General features: G+C 61.2%; 17 protein-coding genes and 1 tRNA gene. 7 read left to right on the top strand and 11 right to left on the bottom strand.

Features of this window, described 5'->3' with window-relative positions; all coding sequences use genetic code 11:
* Nucleotides 1-300: 300 nt before the first annotated feature.
* The 3 genes from BM116_RS02705 to BM116_RS02695 all read right to left on the bottom strand — a co-directional run bounded on the left by BM116_RS02705 (nucleotide 301) and on the right by BM116_RS02695 (nucleotide 2,923).
* On the bottom strand, nucleotides 301-810 hold the full coding sequence (locus tag BM116_RS02705) for a flavin reductase family protein (RefSeq protein WP_083726068.1): 510 nt from the start codon (nucleotides 808-810) through the stop codon (nucleotides 301-303).
* 79 nt (nucleotides 811-889) lie between these two features.
* Nucleotides 890-1,912, bottom strand: coding sequence for a methionine synthase (locus BM116_RS02700; RefSeq protein WP_083726070.1), 1,023 nt, complete (start codon nucleotides 1,910-1,912; stop codon nucleotides 890-892).
* A 27-nt stretch (nucleotides 1,913-1,939) separates the two neighbouring features.
* A complete protein-coding gene (locus BM116_RS02695) occupies nucleotides 1,940-2,923 on the bottom strand; it encodes a DUF1852 domain-containing protein (protein ID WP_083726072.1) in 984 nt (327 codons plus the stop codon).
* Nucleotides 2,924-3,309: 386 nt separating this feature from the next.
* Here BM116_RS02695 and BM116_RS02690 point away from each other — a divergent pair, with 386 nt between their 5' ends.
* Together BM116_RS02690 and BM116_RS02685 are read left to right on the top strand one after the other, a co-directional pair.
* Nucleotides 3,310-4,218 (top strand): LysR family transcriptional regulator, encoded by a 909-nt coding sequence (locus BM116_RS02690; protein ID WP_083726074.1) that lies wholly within the window; start codon nucleotides 3,310-3,312, stop codon nucleotides 4,216-4,218.
* 86 nt (nucleotides 4,219-4,304) lie between these two features.
* Entirely contained in the window at nucleotides 4,305-4,571 is a 267-nt protein-coding gene (locus BM116_RS02685) for a response regulator transcription factor (RefSeq protein ID WP_083726076.1), read from the top strand.
* A gap of 210 nt (nucleotides 4,572-4,781) precedes the next feature.
* Here BM116_RS02685 and ychF read toward each other — a convergent pair whose 3' ends face one another.
* The 8 genes from ychF to BM116_RS02645 all read right to left on the bottom strand — a co-directional run bounded on the left by ychF (nucleotide 4,782) and on the right by BM116_RS02645 (nucleotide 11,640).
* Entirely contained in the window at nucleotides 4,782-5,882 is a 1,101-nt protein-coding gene (gene ychF / locus BM116_RS02680) for a redox-regulated ATPase YchF (RefSeq protein WP_083726078.1), read from the bottom strand.
* 37 nt (nucleotides 5,883-5,919) lie between these two features.
* Nucleotides 5,920-6,495, bottom strand: coding sequence for an aminoacyl-tRNA hydrolase (gene pth, locus BM116_RS02675; RefSeq protein WP_083726222.1), 576 nt, complete (start codon nucleotides 6,493-6,495; stop codon nucleotides 5,920-5,922).
* Between the two features lie 46 nt (nucleotides 6,496-6,541).
* Nucleotides 6,542-7,174, bottom strand: coding sequence for a 50S ribosomal protein L25/general stress protein Ctc (locus BM116_RS02670; RefSeq protein ID WP_083726080.1), 633 nt, complete (start codon nucleotides 7,172-7,174; stop codon nucleotides 6,542-6,544).
* Between the two features lie 92 nt (nucleotides 7,175-7,266).
* Nucleotides 7,267-8,208, bottom strand: a complete 942-nt coding sequence (locus BM116_RS02665) for a ribose-phosphate pyrophosphokinase (RefSeq protein ID WP_083726082.1) — start codon at nucleotides 8,206-8,208, stop codon at nucleotides 7,267-7,269.
* A 122-nt stretch (nucleotides 8,209-8,330) separates the two neighbouring features.
* Nucleotides 8,331-8,405, bottom strand: a tRNA-Gln gene (locus BM116_RS02660).
* Nucleotides 8,406-8,434: 29 nt separating this feature from the next.
* Nucleotides 8,435-9,286: a 4-(cytidine 5'-diphospho)-2-C-methyl-D-erythritol kinase gene (ispE, locus tag BM116_RS02655; protein ID WP_328586197.1), complete on the bottom strand. Its 852-nt coding sequence runs from the start codon at nucleotides 9,284-9,286 to the stop codon at nucleotides 8,435-8,437.
* A complete protein-coding gene (gene lolB / locus BM116_RS02650; RefSeq protein ID WP_083726086.1) occupies nucleotides 9,283-9,900 on the bottom strand; it encodes a lipoprotein insertase outer membrane protein LolB in 618 nt (205 codons plus the stop codon). The genes ispE and lolB overlap by 4 nt, the downstream gene beginning before the upstream one ends.
* A 3-nt stretch (nucleotides 9,901-9,903) precedes the next feature.
* Nucleotides 9,904-11,640 (bottom strand): tetratricopeptide repeat protein, encoded by a 1,737-nt coding sequence (locus BM116_RS02645; RefSeq protein WP_083726088.1) that lies wholly within the window; start codon nucleotides 11,638-11,640, stop codon nucleotides 9,904-9,906.
* Nucleotides 11,641-11,879: 239 nt separating this feature from the next.
* Between BM116_RS02645 and hemA the strand changes: the two genes are divergently transcribed.
* The 5 genes from hemA to murI are packed head-to-tail and all read left to right on the top strand — an operon-like array spanning nucleotide 11,880 to nucleotide 16,611.
* Complete coding sequence (hemA, locus tag BM116_RS02640; RefSeq protein ID WP_083726090.1) at nucleotides 11,880-13,175, top strand: glutamyl-tRNA reductase; 1,296 nt, start codon at nucleotides 11,880-11,882, stop codon at nucleotides 13,173-13,175.
* Nucleotides 13,172-14,257, top strand: coding sequence for a peptide chain release factor 1 (prfA, locus tag BM116_RS02635; RefSeq protein ID WP_083726092.1), 1,086 nt, complete (start codon nucleotides 13,172-13,174; stop codon nucleotides 14,255-14,257). Before hemA ends, prfA begins: the two co-directional genes overlap by 4 nt.
* Nucleotides 14,254-15,087, top strand: a complete 834-nt coding sequence (gene prmC / locus BM116_RS02630) for a peptide chain release factor N(5)-glutamine methyltransferase (RefSeq protein WP_083726094.1) — start codon at nucleotides 14,254-14,256, stop codon at nucleotides 15,085-15,087. Before prfA ends, prmC begins: the two co-directional genes overlap by 4 nt.
* Nucleotides 15,080-15,829, top strand: a complete 750-nt coding sequence (locus BM116_RS02625; protein WP_083726096.1) for a molybdopterin-synthase adenylyltransferase MoeB — start codon at nucleotides 15,080-15,082, stop codon at nucleotides 15,827-15,829. Before prmC ends, BM116_RS02625 begins: the two co-directional genes overlap by 8 nt.
* Nucleotides 15,826-16,611 carry a glutamate racemase gene (gene murI, locus BM116_RS02620; protein WP_083726098.1) on the top strand — a complete coding sequence of 262 codons (786 nt, stop codon included), beginning with the start codon at nucleotides 15,826-15,828 and terminating at the stop codon, nucleotides 16,609-16,611. Before BM116_RS02625 ends, murI begins: the two co-directional genes overlap by 4 nt.
* The last annotated feature ends 45 nt before the right edge of the window (nucleotides 16,612-16,656 follow it).

Here is a 16,656-nt window from a genome sequence, read left to right as displayed (position 1 = left end):
CCCTGAGGTAATTGGCAGATTTATAGTTTGATTGCTAAATGTAGTGCGAATGAGAATCTTAACCAATTGTGATTTGGGCGGGATGTTGGATAGCTGGCGCAGGTGATCGCTGCTTTGGGGCTGGGTCAGGGGAGGGAGTGGGCGCGCGCTCGGGGCGAGGCTGCGCTTCAGGCGTATCACCAGCAGCCTGGTGCTGAGCATGAGAGGGGGCTGATCCGCAGCGTTAATGGGTTATCCGTCAGCAGTAGCCGGGGCGATCTCCCGACTTGGCCCTGCATGCTGCAAACCGCCCGCATCGGTTCAGGCGGCGCTGTGCTCGGCCAGGCTGCGGTATTGGCCCTTGAAGTACAGCAAAGGCTCGCTGGCTGGCGCTTGTTGCAGGCTCAGCCCTTTCACTTCGCCAATGACGATCAGGTGATCGCCGGCGGCGTGTTCTGCGTGGATCTCGCAGTCCAGCCAATGCAGGCTGCCCTTGATGATGGGGCTGCCCAGCGGCGATTGCTCCCAATCAACTTCACGCCATTTGTCTGCACCCTGGCGGGCGAAGGCATTGGAAACCGCGGCCTGCTCATCGGCCAGGATGTTCACGGCAAAACGGCCTGCGCGACGAATCTTGGGATAGCTGAAGGAGTTGGCCATAACGCTGAACGACACCAGTGGCGGACTCATCGACACGCTGTAGAACGACTGGCAGGTAAAGCCGATGGGCTCGTCCTGGTCCTGCGCGGTAATGATGGTGATGCCGGAGGCGTAGTGTCCGAGCGCGTCGCGAAAACGCAGCGGCTCGATGGCGGGAGAGGAAACTGACATGGTAAATCCTGAATAAGAGGTCCGCGCGGCGCGGCTGATCGGGGCGCGCTTGCTCAATACCGCGCGCCCCGACAGCTGTTTAGAGCTCGCCGCGAACGATGGCGGCACCGGCGCTGAGCGCCTGCAACTTGCCCCGGGCAACTTCGCGGGACAGCGGAGCCATGCCGCAATTGGTGCAGGGGTAGAGTTTGTCGGCGTCAACAAACTCCAGCGCCTTGCGCAGGGTGTTGGCGACTTCTTCCGGTGTTTCGATGGTGTTGCTGGCAACATCGATGGCGCCAACCATGACCTTCTTGCCGCGTACCAGCTCGATCAGATCCATCGGCACGTGGGAGTTGTGGCACTCCAGTGAAATCATGTCGATGGTCGACTTCTGCAGCTTGGGGAAGGCCTCTTCGTACTGGCGCCACTCCGAGCCCAGCGTTTTCTTCCAGTCGGTATTGGCTTGAATGCCGTAGCCATAGCAGATGTGCACCGCTGTTTCGCATTTCAGGCCTTCGATGGCGCGCTCCAGTGTGGCAACGCCCCAGTCATTAACCTCGTCAAAGAAAACGTTAAAGGCGGGCTCGTCAAACTGGATGATGTCCACGCCGGCGGCTTCCAGCTCGCGGGCTTCCTGGTTGAGGATCTTGGCAAATTCCCATGCGAGCTTTTCGCGGCTTTTGTAGTGGCCGTCGTACAGGGTGTCGATCATGGTCATGGGGCCGGGCAGGGCCCATTTGATCGGCTGGCTGGTTTGCTGGCGCAGAAAGCGTGCATCCTCAACAAACACGGATTTTGGGCGGCTGACCGCGCCGACCACAGATGGCACGCTGGCATCGTAGCGGTCACGGATTCTGACCGTCTCGCGCTGCTCAAAATCAACGCCGTCCAGGTGCTCGATAAAGGTGGTGACAAAGTGCTGACGGGTCTGCTCACCGTCACTGACGATATCGATGCCGGCGTGCAGCTGCTCCTGCAGCGCTACGCGCAGCGCGTCCTGTTTGCCGTCAGTCAGTTCCCGGCCCGCGAGCTTCCAGGGCGACCACAGCTTTTCCGGCTCGGCCAGCCAGGAGGGTTTTGGCAGGCTGCCTGCGGTCGAGGTGGGTAGTAACTTTTTCATGATCAATGCTGTCGTCTGTGCGGTGATTTAAAGGGCGTAGCTGGCAGACCACTGCTCAAGCACGGTCTGGTAGGGCTTGATGAAGTGCTCTTCAGTGAACTTGCCTTGCTCGATGGCGAGTTGGCTGCGCTCCTTGCGGTCGTACACGATCTGGGTCAGCGAGTGGTCCTGGTTTTTCAGGTTTGGCTGATAGCAGGCACCGGCGGCCGCATTGGCGTTGTAGATCTCCGGACGGTAGATGCGCTGGAACGACTCCATGGTGCTGATGGTGCTGATCAGCTCCAGGTTGGTGTAGTCGTTCAACAGGTCTCCGAAGAAGTAGAACGCCAGCGGGGCAACGCTGTTCGGCGGCATGAAATAACGCACCTGCAGGCCCATCTTCTTGAAGTACTGCTCGGTCAGCGAGGACTCGTTAGGCGTGTACTCAAAGCCGAGGATGGGGTGCTGGTTGTCGGTGCGGTGATAGACCTTGTTGTCCGATACGCTCAGGCAGATGACCGGCAGCTTGGTGAAGTGCTGCTTGTAGGTTTCGGAGTTGATGAAGTACTGGAACAGCTTGCCGTGCAGGTCGCCAAAGTTCTCTGGCACGCTGAACGAGGGCTGGCCCTTGTTGTGATCCAGCAGCAGCACACTGAAGTCGTAGTCACGCACGTAAGACGAGAAGTTGTTACCCACGATGCCTTCGATGCGGGTGTTGGTTTTCTTGTCGAGGATATTGGTTTTCAGGATTTCGATGGCCGGAAAGGTAGCGTCGTTGGCGGCTGCTCCCACGTGCATCTCAACCGAGATGATATCCAGCTCCACGGCGTAACGATCGGCTGTGGGGTTATCCCATTTGGCCAGATTGTTGAAGCGGTTGTTGATCATGGTCAGGGCGTTGCGCAGGTTATTCTCACGATCAGCGCCACGGGCCAGGTTGGCAAAGTTGGTGGTGATGCGGGTGCTTTCGGACGGCTCATATTGCTCGTCGAAACGCAGGGTCTTGATGGAAAAGCTGAAGTCGGTACTCATGATCGTCTGCTGTCCTGATATCCGAAGTAAACCTGAACGCCGTGGCGCCTCAGGGGGAGCAGTGCATGCTCCGGCGCTGCTGGGGCAGTACGCCTTGTCGATGGCAAGCATTCTATGGGTGTCGCCTGATGAGTAAAAATGAACTTATTTCAATCCAGCATTAGTCATTTTCATGTGTTGCTTTAGCGAGGCTGACAGAGAGGCGGCGCGATTCCAAAGGCGCATGAAGGGCGGGTAGCGAGGAGGGTGCGGGCGGCGGAAGAAGCCAACCGGTAGCTGACGGCACATGAGCGCAGCCGGTGAAATGCTATGCAACATTGCGATACTCTTGCTGCATCCTTATTCGCCCGTACTGACATGCCTTTGTACAGCTGAGCAGCCACGTCATGCCCACTCCGCATTTGCCTTCGCTTAACTTGATTCGTGTTTTTGAAGTGGCCGCGCGCCGACTGAGTTTCAAGGACGCCGCAAACGAGTTGTTCGTATCGCCGCCAGCGGTCAGCCATCAGATCAAGGCGCTGGAAGAAAGCCTCGGCGTCGCGCTGTTCAAGCGCGAGAACCGGAAAATATCCCTGACCTCTGAAGGCAAGCGCTATTACCTGCATGTAAAGCGCGGCCTGGACCTGATTGACAGCGCTACGTTGGCCGTACGCAAGGAGAGGAAGAAGCAGTACTTTGTGATCAATACGCTGCCAAATATCGCCAGTTTGTTGCTTTTCCCCAATATTCACGAGTTTCAGGCTGCGTTCCCGGAGCTGAATATTCAGATTGATTCAGATATTTCCAGAATCGATCTGGAGCGCTCGGAAGCTACGGTGGCCATCCGCCACGAATGCGGCAACGAGCCTGGGTTGACCTACCACCCCTTGGTGGAAATCTCACTCACACCAATCTGTACCCGTAGCTATCTCGCCGAGCATCCGGGCTTGAGTACGGGTGATTTCAGCGGCTGCCGGATCATCAAGATAGCCAGCGACACCTACCAGTGGCCCCGTTGGCAAACGCAGTGGGAGTTGCTGCCCGAGATCGCGAACGAGTTGGTTGTCAGTACGGTGCAGTCGAGCATCGAGGCGGTGAAGAGCAATGTGGGCGTTGCCATGGGCTACCTGCCAACGTCCTATCAGTTCATGCGTAGCGACGATGACCTGGTGTTGCCACTGGCAGAAAAAGTAACCCGGCACGGTGAGTGCTTTCTGGCCTATAGCAACAGCAACAAGGATGATGACGTCATCCGGGCCTTTCATGATTGGGTGGTCGGCGTGATCGCCAAAGAATGGTCGGATAAGATTATCTAACCCGAATGCGCTGAATTATTCATTTGTCACCCCCGTGTTCACTGGGGAAGATACACGGCAATCGCAACGGAAAAGTGATCGCCAACATGCCCCTGGATAACCTCGCTAGCGGACTCTCCCACTCAAGCCAGCTGCCGCTGACGCCGCGTGAGCGGCAAGTGCTGCAGGAGCTTGCCATGGGTAAGAGCAACAAGATGATCGCGCACATCTTGTCCATCAGCATGTATACCGTTGATGGCTACGTGAAAGAGATTTATCGAAAGCTCGGCATCAGAAACCGCACCATGGCGACGTTGTTTGCCGTCCAGCACGGGATTCTCAATTTGAATCATCTTGATATGGCCGACTTGTAGGAGGTGGCCATGATGTTGCGGTGTGGTTTTCTTCGCACAAGATAGGGTTGAGCCCTGTCAGGTCAGCGCAGAAGGGGCTTACAGAAGTAGGCTCAAAGCATGGCGAGTGCACACTGCGCCACCCGGTCAATGCGTTTTTTGGGGCTCTACAAACAGCAAGGGCGTTCAACAGGCTAGCCTGCTGAACGCCCCCGAGATCAGACAAGATCGTCAGACGTTGAAGCGGAAGTGCATCACGTCGCCATCCTTGACGATGTATTCCTTGCCTTCCAGACGCCATTTGCCGGCTTCCTTGGCACCGCTTTCGCCGTTGTACTGAATGAAGTCGTTATAGGCGACTACTTCGGCGCGGATGAAGCCCTTTTCAAAGTCTGTGTGAATCACGGCGGCCGCTTGCGGGGCGGTTGCGCCAATCTTCACGGTCCAGGCGCGTACTTCTTTCACGCCGGCGGTGAAGTAGGTCTGCAGGCCCAGCAGCTCGTAGCCTCCGCGGATCACCCGGTTCAGGCCCGGCTCTTCCATGCCCATGGTTTCGAGGAACATCTGTTTTTCCTCGTCGTCATCCAGCTCGGCGATTTCTGCTTCGATCTTATTGCACACCGGTACAACCACGGCGCCTTCTTCGGCCGCGATTTCGCGCACCACGTCCAGGTGCGGGTTGTCTTCGAAGCCTTCCTCGGAGACGTTGGCAATGTACATGACCGGCTTGTTGGTCAGCAGATGGAAACCCTTGGCCAGCTGGCGCTCTTCCGGGCTGAGGTCTTTCAGCAGGGAGCGGGCGGGCTTGCCGTCTTCAAAGTGCGGGATCAGCTGTTCCAGTAGCGCCTTCTGTGCCACTGCTTCCTTGTCGCCACCCTTGGCGTTGCGGGCGACGCGCTGCAGTTGCTTCTCGCAGCTTTCTAGGTCGGCAAAGATCAGTTCCAGATCAATGGTTTCGATATCGCGGCGCGGGTTGACGCTGTTGGAAACGTGGATGACATTGTCGTCTTCAAAGCAGCGAACCACGTGAGCAATCGCATCGGTTTCGCGGATGTTGGCCAGGAACTTGTTGCCCAGGCCTTCACCCTTGGAGGCGCCTTCCACCAGGCCGGCTATATCGACGAACTCCATGCTGGTCGGAATCACGCGCTCGGGTTTGACGATGGCGGCCAGAGCGTCCAGGCGGGCATCGGGCATGGGCACCACGCCGCTGTTGGGCTCGATGGTGCAGAAGGGGAAGTTCTCGGCGCCAATGCCGGCCTTGGTCAGGGCATTGAACAGAGTGGATTTGCCGACGTTGGGCAGGCCGACGATGCCGCAGTTAAAACCCATGGTGTTGTCCTCTGCCGATGGTTCGGCGCAATGAGATTCAGGCCTTGAAGCTGTGCAGGCGTTGCATGACGGCGGTCCAGTTGCCTTCGATCATGCCGGGCAGTTCGCCAATGGCTTCGTCGATGCAGGCATCCAGTGCGTCCTGCTCGGCGCGGGGCGCTCGCCCCAACACAAAGCCGGTCACCTGCGAGCTGTGGCCGGGGTGGCCAATACCGAGACGCAGGCGGTGAAATGCGTTGTTGTTACCCAGTTTGGCGATAATGTCGCGCAAACCGTTGTGCCCGCCGTGTCCGCCACCTTTCTTGCACTTGACCACGCCCGGCGGCAAATCCAGCTCGTCGTGGGCAATCAGAATTTCTTCGGGTGCAATGCGATAGAAGCTCGCCAGCGCGGCAACAGCCTGCCCGCTGCGGTTCATAAAGGTGGTGGGGACAATCAGGCGAACATCCTGACCGGCCACGCTGATGCGTGCAGTCAGGCCAAAAAATTTGCTCTCTGGTCGCAGGCTGGTGTTGTGCCGTGCGGCCAGGCGCTCAACAAAAAGGGCGCCAGCGTTGTGGCGGGTCAGTTCGTATTCCGGACCGGGGTTTCCCAATCCTGCAATCAACTTGATTCCCTGCGTCACAACGGGCGCCCCTCTTCAGAAGTCGTACGGGAGATTACTCCGCGGACTCCTCGCCTTCGGCAGCCGGCGCGTCGTCAGCAGCGGCAACGCGAGCAGCGTGAACGTTGGCAACCGGCAGATCGTGGTCAGGACCCTGAGCCAGGAACGGGATGCTAACGCCTTTCGGCAGTTTCAGATCGGACAGGTGAACGATCTGGTTCAGATCAACGCCAGCCATGTCGACTTCGATGAACTCCGGCAGGTCTTTCGGCAGGCAGTTCACTTCAACTTCGGTCATGGTGTGGGAGATCACGCCACCGCTTTTCTTGACGCCAACGCAGCTGTCTTCGTTGATGAAGTGCAGCGGAACGTGGACGGTTACTTCGTGGCCAGCAACAACGCGCAGGAAGTCAGCGTGCATGATCACCGGCTTGGCCGGGTGACGCTGCAGGGCTTTCAGCAGCACGTCTTCTTTTTTGCCGTCGATGGACAGCTTGATGACGTGGGAGTAGAAAGCTTCGTTTTCCAGTGCTTTTTTCAGTTCACGAGCTTCCAGAGCGATGTTTTGCGGGGCCTTGTCGCCACCGTAAACGATTGCCGGAACCAGGTCAGCGTTACGACGCAGGCGGCGGCTCGCACCTTTCCCCAGGTCGTTACGCGCATTCGCATTCAGAGAGAAGTCGACCATTGTAGTCTCCTTGCTTATTCACCCGGGCACTTGCGACCAGTGCGTCGAGCGAAGGGTTGTGCCCTTGTTGGGCGTAAACCAGCGCGGGTTCCTTAACGGAACATCGCGCTGATGGATTCTTCGTTGCTGATGCGGCGCATGGCTTCGGCCACAATCGGGGCCATGTCCAGCTGGCGGATGCGCTCGCAGGCTTCAGCGGCCGGGCTCAGCGGGATGGTGTTGGTCACCACCAGCTCGTCCAGCACGGAATTGGTAATGTTCTCGATCGCCTTGCCCGACAGGATCGGGTGTGTGCAGTAGGCGTAGACCTGGGCGGCGCCGTGGTCTTTCAGGGCCTTGGCCGCGTGGCACAGGGTGCCGGCGGTGTCGACCATGTCATCAACCAGTACACAGGTGCGGCCTTCGACGTCACCGATGATGTGCATCACTTCAGACTGGTTGGCCTTGGGGCGACGCTTGTCGATGATCGCCAGGTCAACGCCGAGGCTCTTGGCCACGGCACGGGCGCGAACCACGCCACCGATATCCGGCGAGACAATCATCAGGTTGTCAAAACGTTGATCCTGAATGTCGTCGATCAGTACGGGCGAGCCGTAGATGTTGTCGACCGGGATATCAAAGAAGCCCTGGATCTGGTCGGCGTGCAGGTCAACGGTGAGCAGACGGTCAACACCGACGGTGTCGAGCATGTCGGCTACTACCTTGGCGCTGATAGCTACACGGGCCGAGCGCGGGCGACGGTCCTGACGGGCGTAGCCGAAGTAGGGCACCACTGCGGTAACGCGCGAGGCAGAGGAGCGACGCAGGGCATCGGCCATGACCACCAGTTCCATCAGGTTGTCGTTGGTCGGCGCGCAGGTGGGCTGAAGAATGAAGACGTCCTTGCCGCGTACATTTTCGTTCAGTTCAACGTTGACTTCACCGTCGCTGAACCGGCCGACAGTAGCGTCGCCGAGCGGAATGTGCAGTTGACGCACGACGCGCCGTGCCAGATCGGGGTTGGCGTTCCCCGTAAAAACCATCATCTTGGACACGCAGCATTACCTTTTTGGGTAGCGGTCTGGGCGGAAGATTCAGATCTGCGGGAATGCCGGGGGAGGCCTCAACCAGTCAGACATGAATCTGTTCTGTACGTGATTGCTGCCGGAGAGAAAAATGGCAGGGGCGGCTGGATTCGAACCAACGCATGGCAGGATCAAAACCTGCTGCCTTACCGCTTGGCGACGCCCCTGTATCTGTCCGGATGCACGGCTGCATCCGTCATGCTTGCTTTTGCAGTTCGCGGTGTAACGGTGAAACGTTACAACCTCTTGCTACAAAACTTCGCAGTGTGGCTGGCAACCGGGCGCGAACTTTATCAGCTTCGCGTTCGTTTGGGAAGGCCCCAAACAAGCAACTGCCAGTCCCGGTCATCTTAGCCTCACAATATTTGTTTAGCAAGATCAACGTGTTACGAATTTCAGGGTAACGCGTTGTGACAACCGGTAAGCAGTCATTCCGACCACCGACCTCATGGAAGGCCGATAATGTAATGGGCGATGTATCGCGCGTCAACCTCTGGTCGGAAAAAATTTCTGCGGTGCTGACGTGACAGGCCGGTGCAACCACCAGAAACCAGGGTTCATCCAGTTCGACAGGGGTCAGTTTTTCACCCACGCCTTCGGCCCAGGCGGCCTTGCCGTGCACGAATACCGGCACGTCGGCGCCCAGGCGGATGCCCAGCTCGGCCAGTTGTTCAAGGCTGAGGCCGGTTTGCCACAGCTGGTTGAGGCCGAGCAGGGTGGTGGCCGCGTCGGAGCTGCCGCCGCCAATACCGCCGCCCATGGGCAGTATCTTGTCCAGCCGAATATCGGCGCCGAGCTGGCAGCCGCTGGCTTCGCGCAGCAAACGCGCGGCGCGGATGATCAGGTTGTCTTCGGCGTCTACGCCGGCGAGCTCGGTCAGCAGGTTCAACTGGCCGTCGTCCCTCAGGCTGAAGTGCAGGGTGTCGCCGTAATCGAGAAACTGAAACAGAGTCTGCAGTTCATGGTAGCCATTGGCGCGGCGGCCGGTGATGTGCAGAAACAGATTGAGTTTGGCAGGAGCAGGCAGACTGAGTGTGGTGCTGTTCATTCGCTGAGGCCTGGCTTCCATTCGGTGACCACCAGGGTCAGTAGCAGGTCGTGACCGGAGATTTGCAGGCGCTGCGGCAGCTCGACGCCGTCAACCTCCTGGTAGCGGCTGTATTCGACGGTCCAGCCGCTTTGGCTCAGGCGCCCAAGGCGGCTGCTGCTGTCCAGTTGCAGGTTGCTGGGCGAATCCGGGGCCGGCAGGCCGCGTACCCACCAAAGCAGGTGGTCCACCGGCAGGCGCCAGCCAATCTGCTCTTCTACCAGTTGTTCGGCCGAGTCAGCGGTAACCGGGGCGCGCCCGGCGATTTCCAGCGTGGTCTGCTGGCGGTCGCCCTGGATGCGTGTGGCGCCGCGGCCCAGCGGGCCGGACAGGCGAATGTCGTAGTAGTGCTGGCGCTGCAGCCAGAACAGGGTGCCGCTGCCGGACTCCTGTGGGCTACGAATGCCCAGCTTGCCTTGCAGGATCCAGCTGTCGATGGGCTCGACAGCGCTGCGGTGGGTTTTCCAGGCGGCTTCGTCGCCGCCGAGTTCAAGGGTTTCGCGCTGATGCAGGCTGCTGCAGGCAGTCAGGGTCAGCAGCAGGCAGGCCAGCAGGGTACGGTGCAACAGGGGCATGGCTTATTCGGCTTCCAGGCGGTCACGGGTGGCGGGTATCAATTGGCTATCGGGGCTGTGCTCCAGCGCTTCACGCCAGACCCGGCGGGCTTCGCGCTCCTTGCCCTGGCGCCAGAGCACCTCGCCCAGGTGGGCGGCTACCTCCTGATCCGGGTAGGCGGCGTAGGCGTCGCGCAGCAGGGCCTCGGCGCGGTCCAGATCGCCCAGGCGGTAGTAGACCCAGCCAAGGCTGTCCTGAATCGCGGGGTCGCTCGGGTCCAGGGCGGCGGCGCGCTTGATCAGCGCCAGTGCCTCTTCCAGCCGCTGATTGCGGTCGGCCAGTGTATAGCCCAGCGCGTTGAGCGCCATGGCGTTGTCCGGCTCGCGGGCGATGATGGCGCCGAGGTCTTCTTCCAGTCCGCGCGGGTTGCCCAGCATCTCATGCAGCATGGCGCGGCTGTAAAGCAGGTTGCTGTCGTTTGGGTAGGCCTGCAGGGCGGTGTTGGCCTGCTGGATGGCCAGCTCCGGGTGGTTCGGGAGCAGGGCTTCTATTTCGATCTGGAACAGGGCCAGGCCGTGCTGCGGATGCTGGTCGCGATCCTGTTGCAACTGGGCCTGCAGGGCGGCGATGCGGTTTTGCTCCAGCAGCAGGCGCGCCATTTGTACGCGCGAGGTGAGTAGCTCGGTGCCGCTGTCGATGCTCTGCCAGGTCAGCAGCGCGTCGTCCGGGCGGTCGGCGGCCAGGTAGGCATTGCCCAGGTGGTAGCGGGCGGTGTTGTTGCCCGGAGCCAGCTGCAGCGTGTTTTGCAGGTGGATGACGGCGTCGCTGGCTTCGCCCAGTTCCAGTTCGATCAGGCCGAGCGAGAGCTGCAGGTCAGCCTCGTCCGGGTTGTCGCGGGCCAGTTTGGCGTACTGCGTACGAGCATCGGCAAAGTTGCCTTCGCTGACCAGCGTGCGCGCGAGCATCAGGCGCAGGCGGGTGTCATCCGGAAAGCGTTGCAGCCCCCGATACAGAATCTCGGTGGCTTCTTCCGTGTCGTGCTCGGCCACCAGGCGGCTGTGCAGCAGGATCGCGGGTGGGGCTTCATCCGTGTGCGGGTGATCTTCCAGTAGCGCCAGCGCTTCGTCATTGCGATTGGCCTGTTGCAGCAGCAGGGCGCGAGCAAAGACCAGCTGGGTGTTATCCGGGAAGCGCTCGGTCATGCGTTCAAGGCTGTCGAGCAGGGCGTTGCGCGTGGTCGCATCGGTATCGGCTGCGGCCAGGGCAAGAAAGTCGAAATGGGTTTCGCCATGCTGCTCCAGCGCGCGCTGCATCATATCCATGGCCTGCTCGTGGCGACCGGTGCGCGCCAGATGAATGGCGGCCGAGCGCAGGGCTTCCGGGTCTTGCGGCGCAACCTCTACCCACAGGCGCGCCATTTCCAGGGCGGCTGGCTCGTTGCCCAGAAACTCGGCAACGCGCAGGGCGCGCTCGCTGATGCCGGCATCACGGGTGCGGCGTGCCTGGCGCAGGTAGTTGTCCAGTGCCAGGTCAAAGCGGTTGCGCTGGCCGGCAATTTCGGCGCTCAGCAGCTCATAGAGCGTGTCCTGCTGAAAGTTGCCGTAGGTGACCGGGGTGTCGGCTGCCGTCTCGGTTTCGCTGGTGCTTGGCGGCTGGGCCGGTGCGGCTGGCGCGTCCGGTTGTGACAGGCTGCTGCAGCCACTGAGCAGCAGGCCGGCTGCGAGCAGGGCGGGCAGGGTAGACGCGGAAAACACCTTCATAGAATAGGAAGTCTCATGCAAAACGGTTGGCCTGCCTTTTGGGCGCGCGCAAGCGCAGCAAAGCAGGTGGCATCATGACACAGGCGTGCGGGCAAACCCAGCGGCTGCCAGCGGCCTGCGCGGCGATCTGTCGCCATGCCCGGAGGTGCTGTTGGGCATCTGGCGATTGATTGGCTTGAACTAACATAGGACAATTGCACGTTTTTGGCAGCAGCTCCGTTCTCGCAATACGAGGCATCATGGGTTTTATTGCACTGGGCATCAATCATCGGACCGCAGGGGTGGAGGTGCGCGAGCGCGTATCCTTCTCGCCCGAACAGCTGCCCGATGCCCTGCAGCGCCTGCGCGCCGAAGCGGGGGCCGATGAAGTAGCCATCCTTTCTACCTGTAACCGCACCGAGCTGTACTGCGCTCAGGATCGGCTTGACGCCGAGCGGCTGGTGGAATGGGTAGCCCGCTTTCACGGTATGACCGCAGATGAGATTCGCCGTTCAAGTTACCTGCATCAGGATGCAGGCGCGGTAAATCACATGATGCGCGTCGCCGCCGGGCTGGACTCGCTGGTGTTGGGTGAGCCGCAGATTCTCGGGCAGATGAAGGATGCTTGGCAGGCCGCGCGCACCGCCGGCACGCTGGGGCCCTATCTGGATCGGCTGTTTCAGAGCACCTTCAGTATGGCCAAGCAGGTGCGCACCGACACCGCGATTGGTGAAAACCCGGTTTCGGTGGCCTTTGCGGCGGTCAGTTTGGCGCGTCAGATCTTTGCTGACTTGCGCCGCAGCACTGCGCTCTTGATTGGGGCAGGTGAAACGATCGGGCTGGTGGCCCGGCATCTGTTCGAGCAGGGCGTGGGGCGCATTATCGTCGCCAACCGCACCTTGCAGCGCGCCGAGCTGCTGAGCGAGCCGCTGGGCGGTCAGGCCATCGTGTTGACGCAAATCCCGGACATTCTGGCCGAGTGCGATGTGGTTATCAGCTCGACCGCCAGTCCGCTGCCGATCCTTGGCAAGGGGGCGGTAGAGCGTGCGCTCAAGCAGCGCCGGCACAAGCCGATGTTCATGGTCGATATTGCCGTTCCCCGGGATATCGAGCCGGAGGTTGGCAGCCTGTCAGACGTTTATCTGTATACCGTTGATGACCTGCACGAGGTGATCGAGGAAAACCTGCGCTCGCGTCAGGGCGCCGCCGAGGCTGCCGAGCGCCTGATCGAGCTGGGGACTGGTGACTTCATGCAGCGCTTGCGGGCGCTGGCGGCGGTAGATGTGCTGCGCAGCTATCGGCAAAAGGCCGAGCAGGCCCGCGACCAGGAGCTGCAGAAGGCGCTGGCCAAACTGCAACGCGGCGCCGATCCGGCGCTGGTGATGGCCGAAATGGCGCGCATGCTGACCAACAAGCTGCTGCACGACCCCAGTGTGCAGCTCAAGCAGATGACAGCGCAGGGGCGGGTCGAAGCGCTGGCGCTGGCGCAGGAACTCTTTGCCCTGGGCGATTCTGCGCCGGGCAACCGTAACAACTCCGCACAAGGCGACTCATGAAAGCATCCCTGTTGAACCGGCTGGACGCCCTTGGCGAGCGATTCGAAGAATTGGCCGCGCTGCTCAGCGACGCCGAGGTGATCAGCGATCAGCCGCGCTTTCGCAGTTACTCCAAGGAGTACGCCGAGCTGGAAGGCACGGTTAAATGCTATGAGCAGTGGCGCCGTGTGCAGGACGATATCGAGGAGGCGCGCAGCCTGCTCAAGGATAGCGATCCGGACCTGCGGGAGATGGCCGAGGAAGACCTGGAGGCCAATACCGCGCAGCTGGCTGAGCTGGAAGAAGAGCTGAACCGCTTGCTGCTGCCCAAGGACCCGAACGACGACCGCAACGTGTTTCTGGAAATCCGCGCCGGCACCGGTGGCGATGAAGCCGCTATCTTCTCCGGCGACCTGTTTCGCATGTACAGCCGTTACGCCGAACGTCAGGGCTGGCGCGTTGAGGTGCTGTCGGAAAACCCCGGCGAGCACGGTGGCTACAAGGAGGTCATTGCCCGGGTTGAGGGCCAGTCGGTGTACGCCAAGCTCAAGTTCGAGTCCGGCGCGCACCGCGTGCAGCGGGTGCCGGAGACCGAGTCGCAGGGCCGTATTCACACCTCCGCCTGCACCGTGGCGATTCTGCCCGAGATGGACGAGCAGGCCGAGATCGAGATCAACCCGGCTGACCTGCGCGTTGATACCTATCGCGCCTCCGGCGCCGGTGGTCAGCACGTCAACAAGACCGATTCGGCGATTCGCCTGACCCACTTGCCGACCGGCATTGTGGTCGAGTGTCAGGACGAGCGCTCGCAGCACAAGAACCGCGCCCGTGCCATGAGCCTGCTGCAGGCCAAGCTGGTGAATCAGCAGCGCGAAGCGCAGGAGAAGGAGCTGTCCGACACCCGCCGTTCGCTGGTTGGCTCGGGCGACCGCTCTGAACGCATCCGTACCTACAACTTTCCGCAGGGCCGGGTGACCGATCACCGCATCAACCTGACCCTCTATAGTCTGGATGAAGTCATTGCCGGCAACCTCGATAACGTGATCGAGCCGCTGCTGCGTGAATACCAGGCCGATCAGCTGGCAGCGCTGGAGTCGGCATGACGCCGACCCTGGCCGAGTTGCTGGCCAGCGCCGAGCTGCCTGACTCGGACTCCGCGCGGCTGGATGCCGAGCTGCTGTTGTGTCATGCCATCGGCAAACCCCGTACCTATCTGCGTACCTGGCCTGAGCGCCAGCCCGATGCCGAGCAGCTGCGTCGTTTTGAGCAGCTCATGAGTCAGCGCCGTCGTGGCGTGCCGGTGGCTTATCTGCTTGGGTCGCAGGGCTTCTGGAGCCTGCAGCTGGATGTCAGTGAAAGCACCCTGATTCCTCGCCCGGATACCGAGCGCCTGGTCGAGGTGGCGCTGGAGCTGGGCCCCTCGGAGCCTGCCAAGGTGCTTGATCTGGGCACCGGCACGGGGGCCATCGCGCTGGCGCTGGCGGTTGAACGCCCTGACTGGCAACTGACCGGGGTGGATCGGGTGGCCGAGGCGGTGGCACTGGCGCGCGGTAATGCCGAGCGCCTGCAGATTCGTAATGCAGCCTTTGAGCAGAGCGACTGGTTCAGTGCGTTGGCCGGCCGACAGTTTGATCTTATCGTCTCCAACCCGCCCTATATTGCTGCCGATGACCCGCATCTGCAGCAGGGCGATGTGCGCTTTGAACCGGGCAGTGCGCTGGTCAGTGGCACTGACGGTCTGGATGATATTCGCCGGCTCGTGCAACTGGCGCCTGACCACCTGCAATCGGACGGTTGGCTGCTGTTTGAGCACGGCTGGCAACAGGCCGACGCCGTGGCCGAATTGCTGGGCACGCGTGGGTTTGAGCAGGTTCAGAGCTGGCGTGATCTCGGTGGCCAGCAACGGGTAACCGGAGGGCAATGGCGTGGATGACCAGCAGTTGCTGCGTTACAGCAGGCAGATTCTGTTGCCGCAAATCGATATCCAGGGCCAGCAGCGGCTGCTGGACAGTCGGGTACTGATTGTCGGCCTTGGCGGGCTGGGCTCGCCGGTGGCGTTGTATCTGGCTGCGGCCGGCGTCGGCGAGCTGCTGCTGGCGGACCCGGATCAGGTGGATCTGACCAACCTGCAGCGGCAGATCATTCATCACGCAGCCGATATTGATCGCGACAAGGTGGCCTCCGCTGCCGAGCGCGTAGCGGCCATCAACCCGCAGATCAGCTGCCGGCAGCTGCCTACCGCGCTGGCAGGCGAGGCCCTGCTGCACGCGGTGGGTGAGGTCGATCTGGTGCTCGACTGCTCCGACAACTTTGCCACCCGTCACGCCGTCAACGCCGCCTGCGTGCAACTGGGCAAGCCGCTGGTGTCGGGCGCAGCCATTCGTCTCGAAGGGCAGCTCAGTGTGTTTGATCCGCGCCGTGACGACAGCCCGTGCTACCAGTGCCTGTACGGTGAGGGCGACGAGCAGGCCCTCAGTTGCAGCGAGGCGGGTGTAGCCGGGCCGCTGGTGGGTCTGGTCGGCAGCCTGCAGGCACTGGAAGCGCTCAAGTTGCTGGCAGGCTTTGGTGAGCCGCTGGTTGGCCGCCTGTTGCTGATTGATGCGCTGGATACTCGCTTTCGTGAGCTGCGGGTGCGGCGTGATCCGGGTTGTCGGTGCTGCGGAGCTGGCGCATGAGTGCGCCAATCGGGGTGTTCGACTCCGGCGTGGGTGGGCTCTCGGTACTGCGTGAAATTCGCCGCCTGTTGCCCGACGCCGACCTGCTGTATGTGGCCGATAGCGGCCATGTGCCCTATGGCGAAAAGCCGCCCGAGGTGATTCGCGAGCGTAGCCGGCTGATTGCCGAGTTTCTGATTGGTCAGGGCGCGCGCTCGCTGGTGCTGGCCTGCAATACCGCCACTGTGGCGGCGGTCGATGAGCTGCGTGGCACCTTTGATATGCCGATCATTGGCATGGAGCCCGCCGTCAAACCGGCTGCGCGCGCCACCGGCAACGGCCGGGTGGGCGTGCTTGCCACCACGGGCACCCTGCAGAGTGCGACCTTTGCCGCGTTACTGGACCGTTTTGCGCGCGACGTGCAGGTGGTGTCGCAGCCTTGTCCGGGGCTGGTTGAATGCGTTGAGCGCGGCGATTTGGAGGGCCCGCAGGTGCGCGCGTTGCTGCAGCAGTATGTGCAACCGCTGCTGGCTGCCGGCTGCGATACGCTGATACTCGGCTGCACGCATTATCCCTTTCTCAAACCCCTGCTCGGCGAGCTGCTGCCCGCCGGTATCCAGGTTGTGGATACCGGGGAAGCGGTGGCGCGTCAGGTGCTGGCGCGCTTGACCGACAGCGGCTTGCTGTCCGCGCCCGGTGCTGCGACAGTGCACTTCTGGAGTAGTGGCAGCCCGGAGCAGATGCAGGCGGTGCTGCCAGCCTTGTGGGGGCACTCTGGCCCGGTGTCCGCCTTGCCGGTGTGAACCGGGTTGTGATTTTAAAACAGTCGTTGGGAGAACTTTGCGTAA

Source organism: Halopseudomonas pachastrellae (genome assembly GCF_900114765.1).
Classification (GTDB): domain Bacteria; phylum Pseudomonadota; class Gammaproteobacteria; order Pseudomonadales; family Pseudomonadaceae; genus Halopseudomonas; species Halopseudomonas pachastrellae.
This window is presented reverse-complemented; position numbering and strand designations above follow the sequence as displayed.

Excerpts from the sequence above, each read along its gene's own strand:
- BM116_RS02695 (WP_083726072.1), bottom strand. The coding sequence starts at position 2,923 with ATGAGTACCGACTTCAGCTTTTCCATCAAGACCCTGCGTTTCGACGAG.
- ychF (WP_083726078.1), bottom strand. The coding sequence starts at position 5,882 with ATGGGTTTTAACTGCGGCATCGTCGGCCTGCCCAACGTCGGCAAATCC.
- lolB (WP_083726086.1), bottom strand. The coding sequence starts at position 9,900 with ATGCCCCTGTTGCACCGTACCCTGCTGGCCTGCCTGCTGCTGACCCTG.
- ispE (WP_328586197.1), bottom strand. The coding sequence starts at position 9,286 with ATGAACAGCACCACACTCAGTCTGCCTGCTCCTGCCAAACTCAATCTG.
- prfA (WP_083726092.1), top strand. The coding sequence starts at position 13,172 with ATGAAAGCATCCCTGTTGAACCGGCTGGACGCCCTTGGCGAGCGATTC.
- BM116_RS02705 (WP_083726068.1), bottom strand. The coding sequence starts at position 810 with ATGTCAGTTTCCTCTCCCGCCATCGAGCCGCTGCGTTTTCGCGACGCG.
- BM116_RS02645 (WP_083726088.1), bottom strand. The coding sequence starts at position 11,640 with ATGAAGGTGTTTTCCGCGTCTACCCTGCCCGCCCTGCTCGCAGCCGGC.
- BM116_RS02685 (WP_083726076.1), top strand. The coding sequence starts at position 4,305 with ATGCCCCTGGATAACCTCGCTAGCGGACTCTCCCACTCAAGCCAGCTG.
- BM116_RS02690 (WP_083726074.1), top strand. The coding sequence starts at position 3,310 with ATGCCCACTCCGCATTTGCCTTCGCTTAACTTGATTCGTGTTTTTGAA.
- prmC (WP_083726094.1), top strand. The coding sequence starts at position 14,254 with ATGACGCCGACCCTGGCCGAGTTGCTGGCCAGCGCCGAGCTGCCTGAC.
- hemA (WP_083726090.1), top strand. The coding sequence starts at position 11,880 with ATGGGTTTTATTGCACTGGGCATCAATCATCGGACCGCAGGGGTGGAG.
- BM116_RS02670 (WP_083726080.1), bottom strand. The coding sequence starts at position 7,174 with ATGGTCGACTTCTCTCTGAATGCGAATGCGCGTAACGACCTGGGGAAA.
- BM116_RS02700 (WP_083726070.1), bottom strand. The coding sequence starts at position 1,912 with ATGAAAAAGTTACTACCCACCTCGACCGCAGGCAGCCTGCCAAAACCC.
- murI (WP_083726098.1), top strand. The coding sequence starts at position 15,826 with ATGAGTGCGCCAATCGGGGTGTTCGACTCCGGCGTGGGTGGGCTCTCG.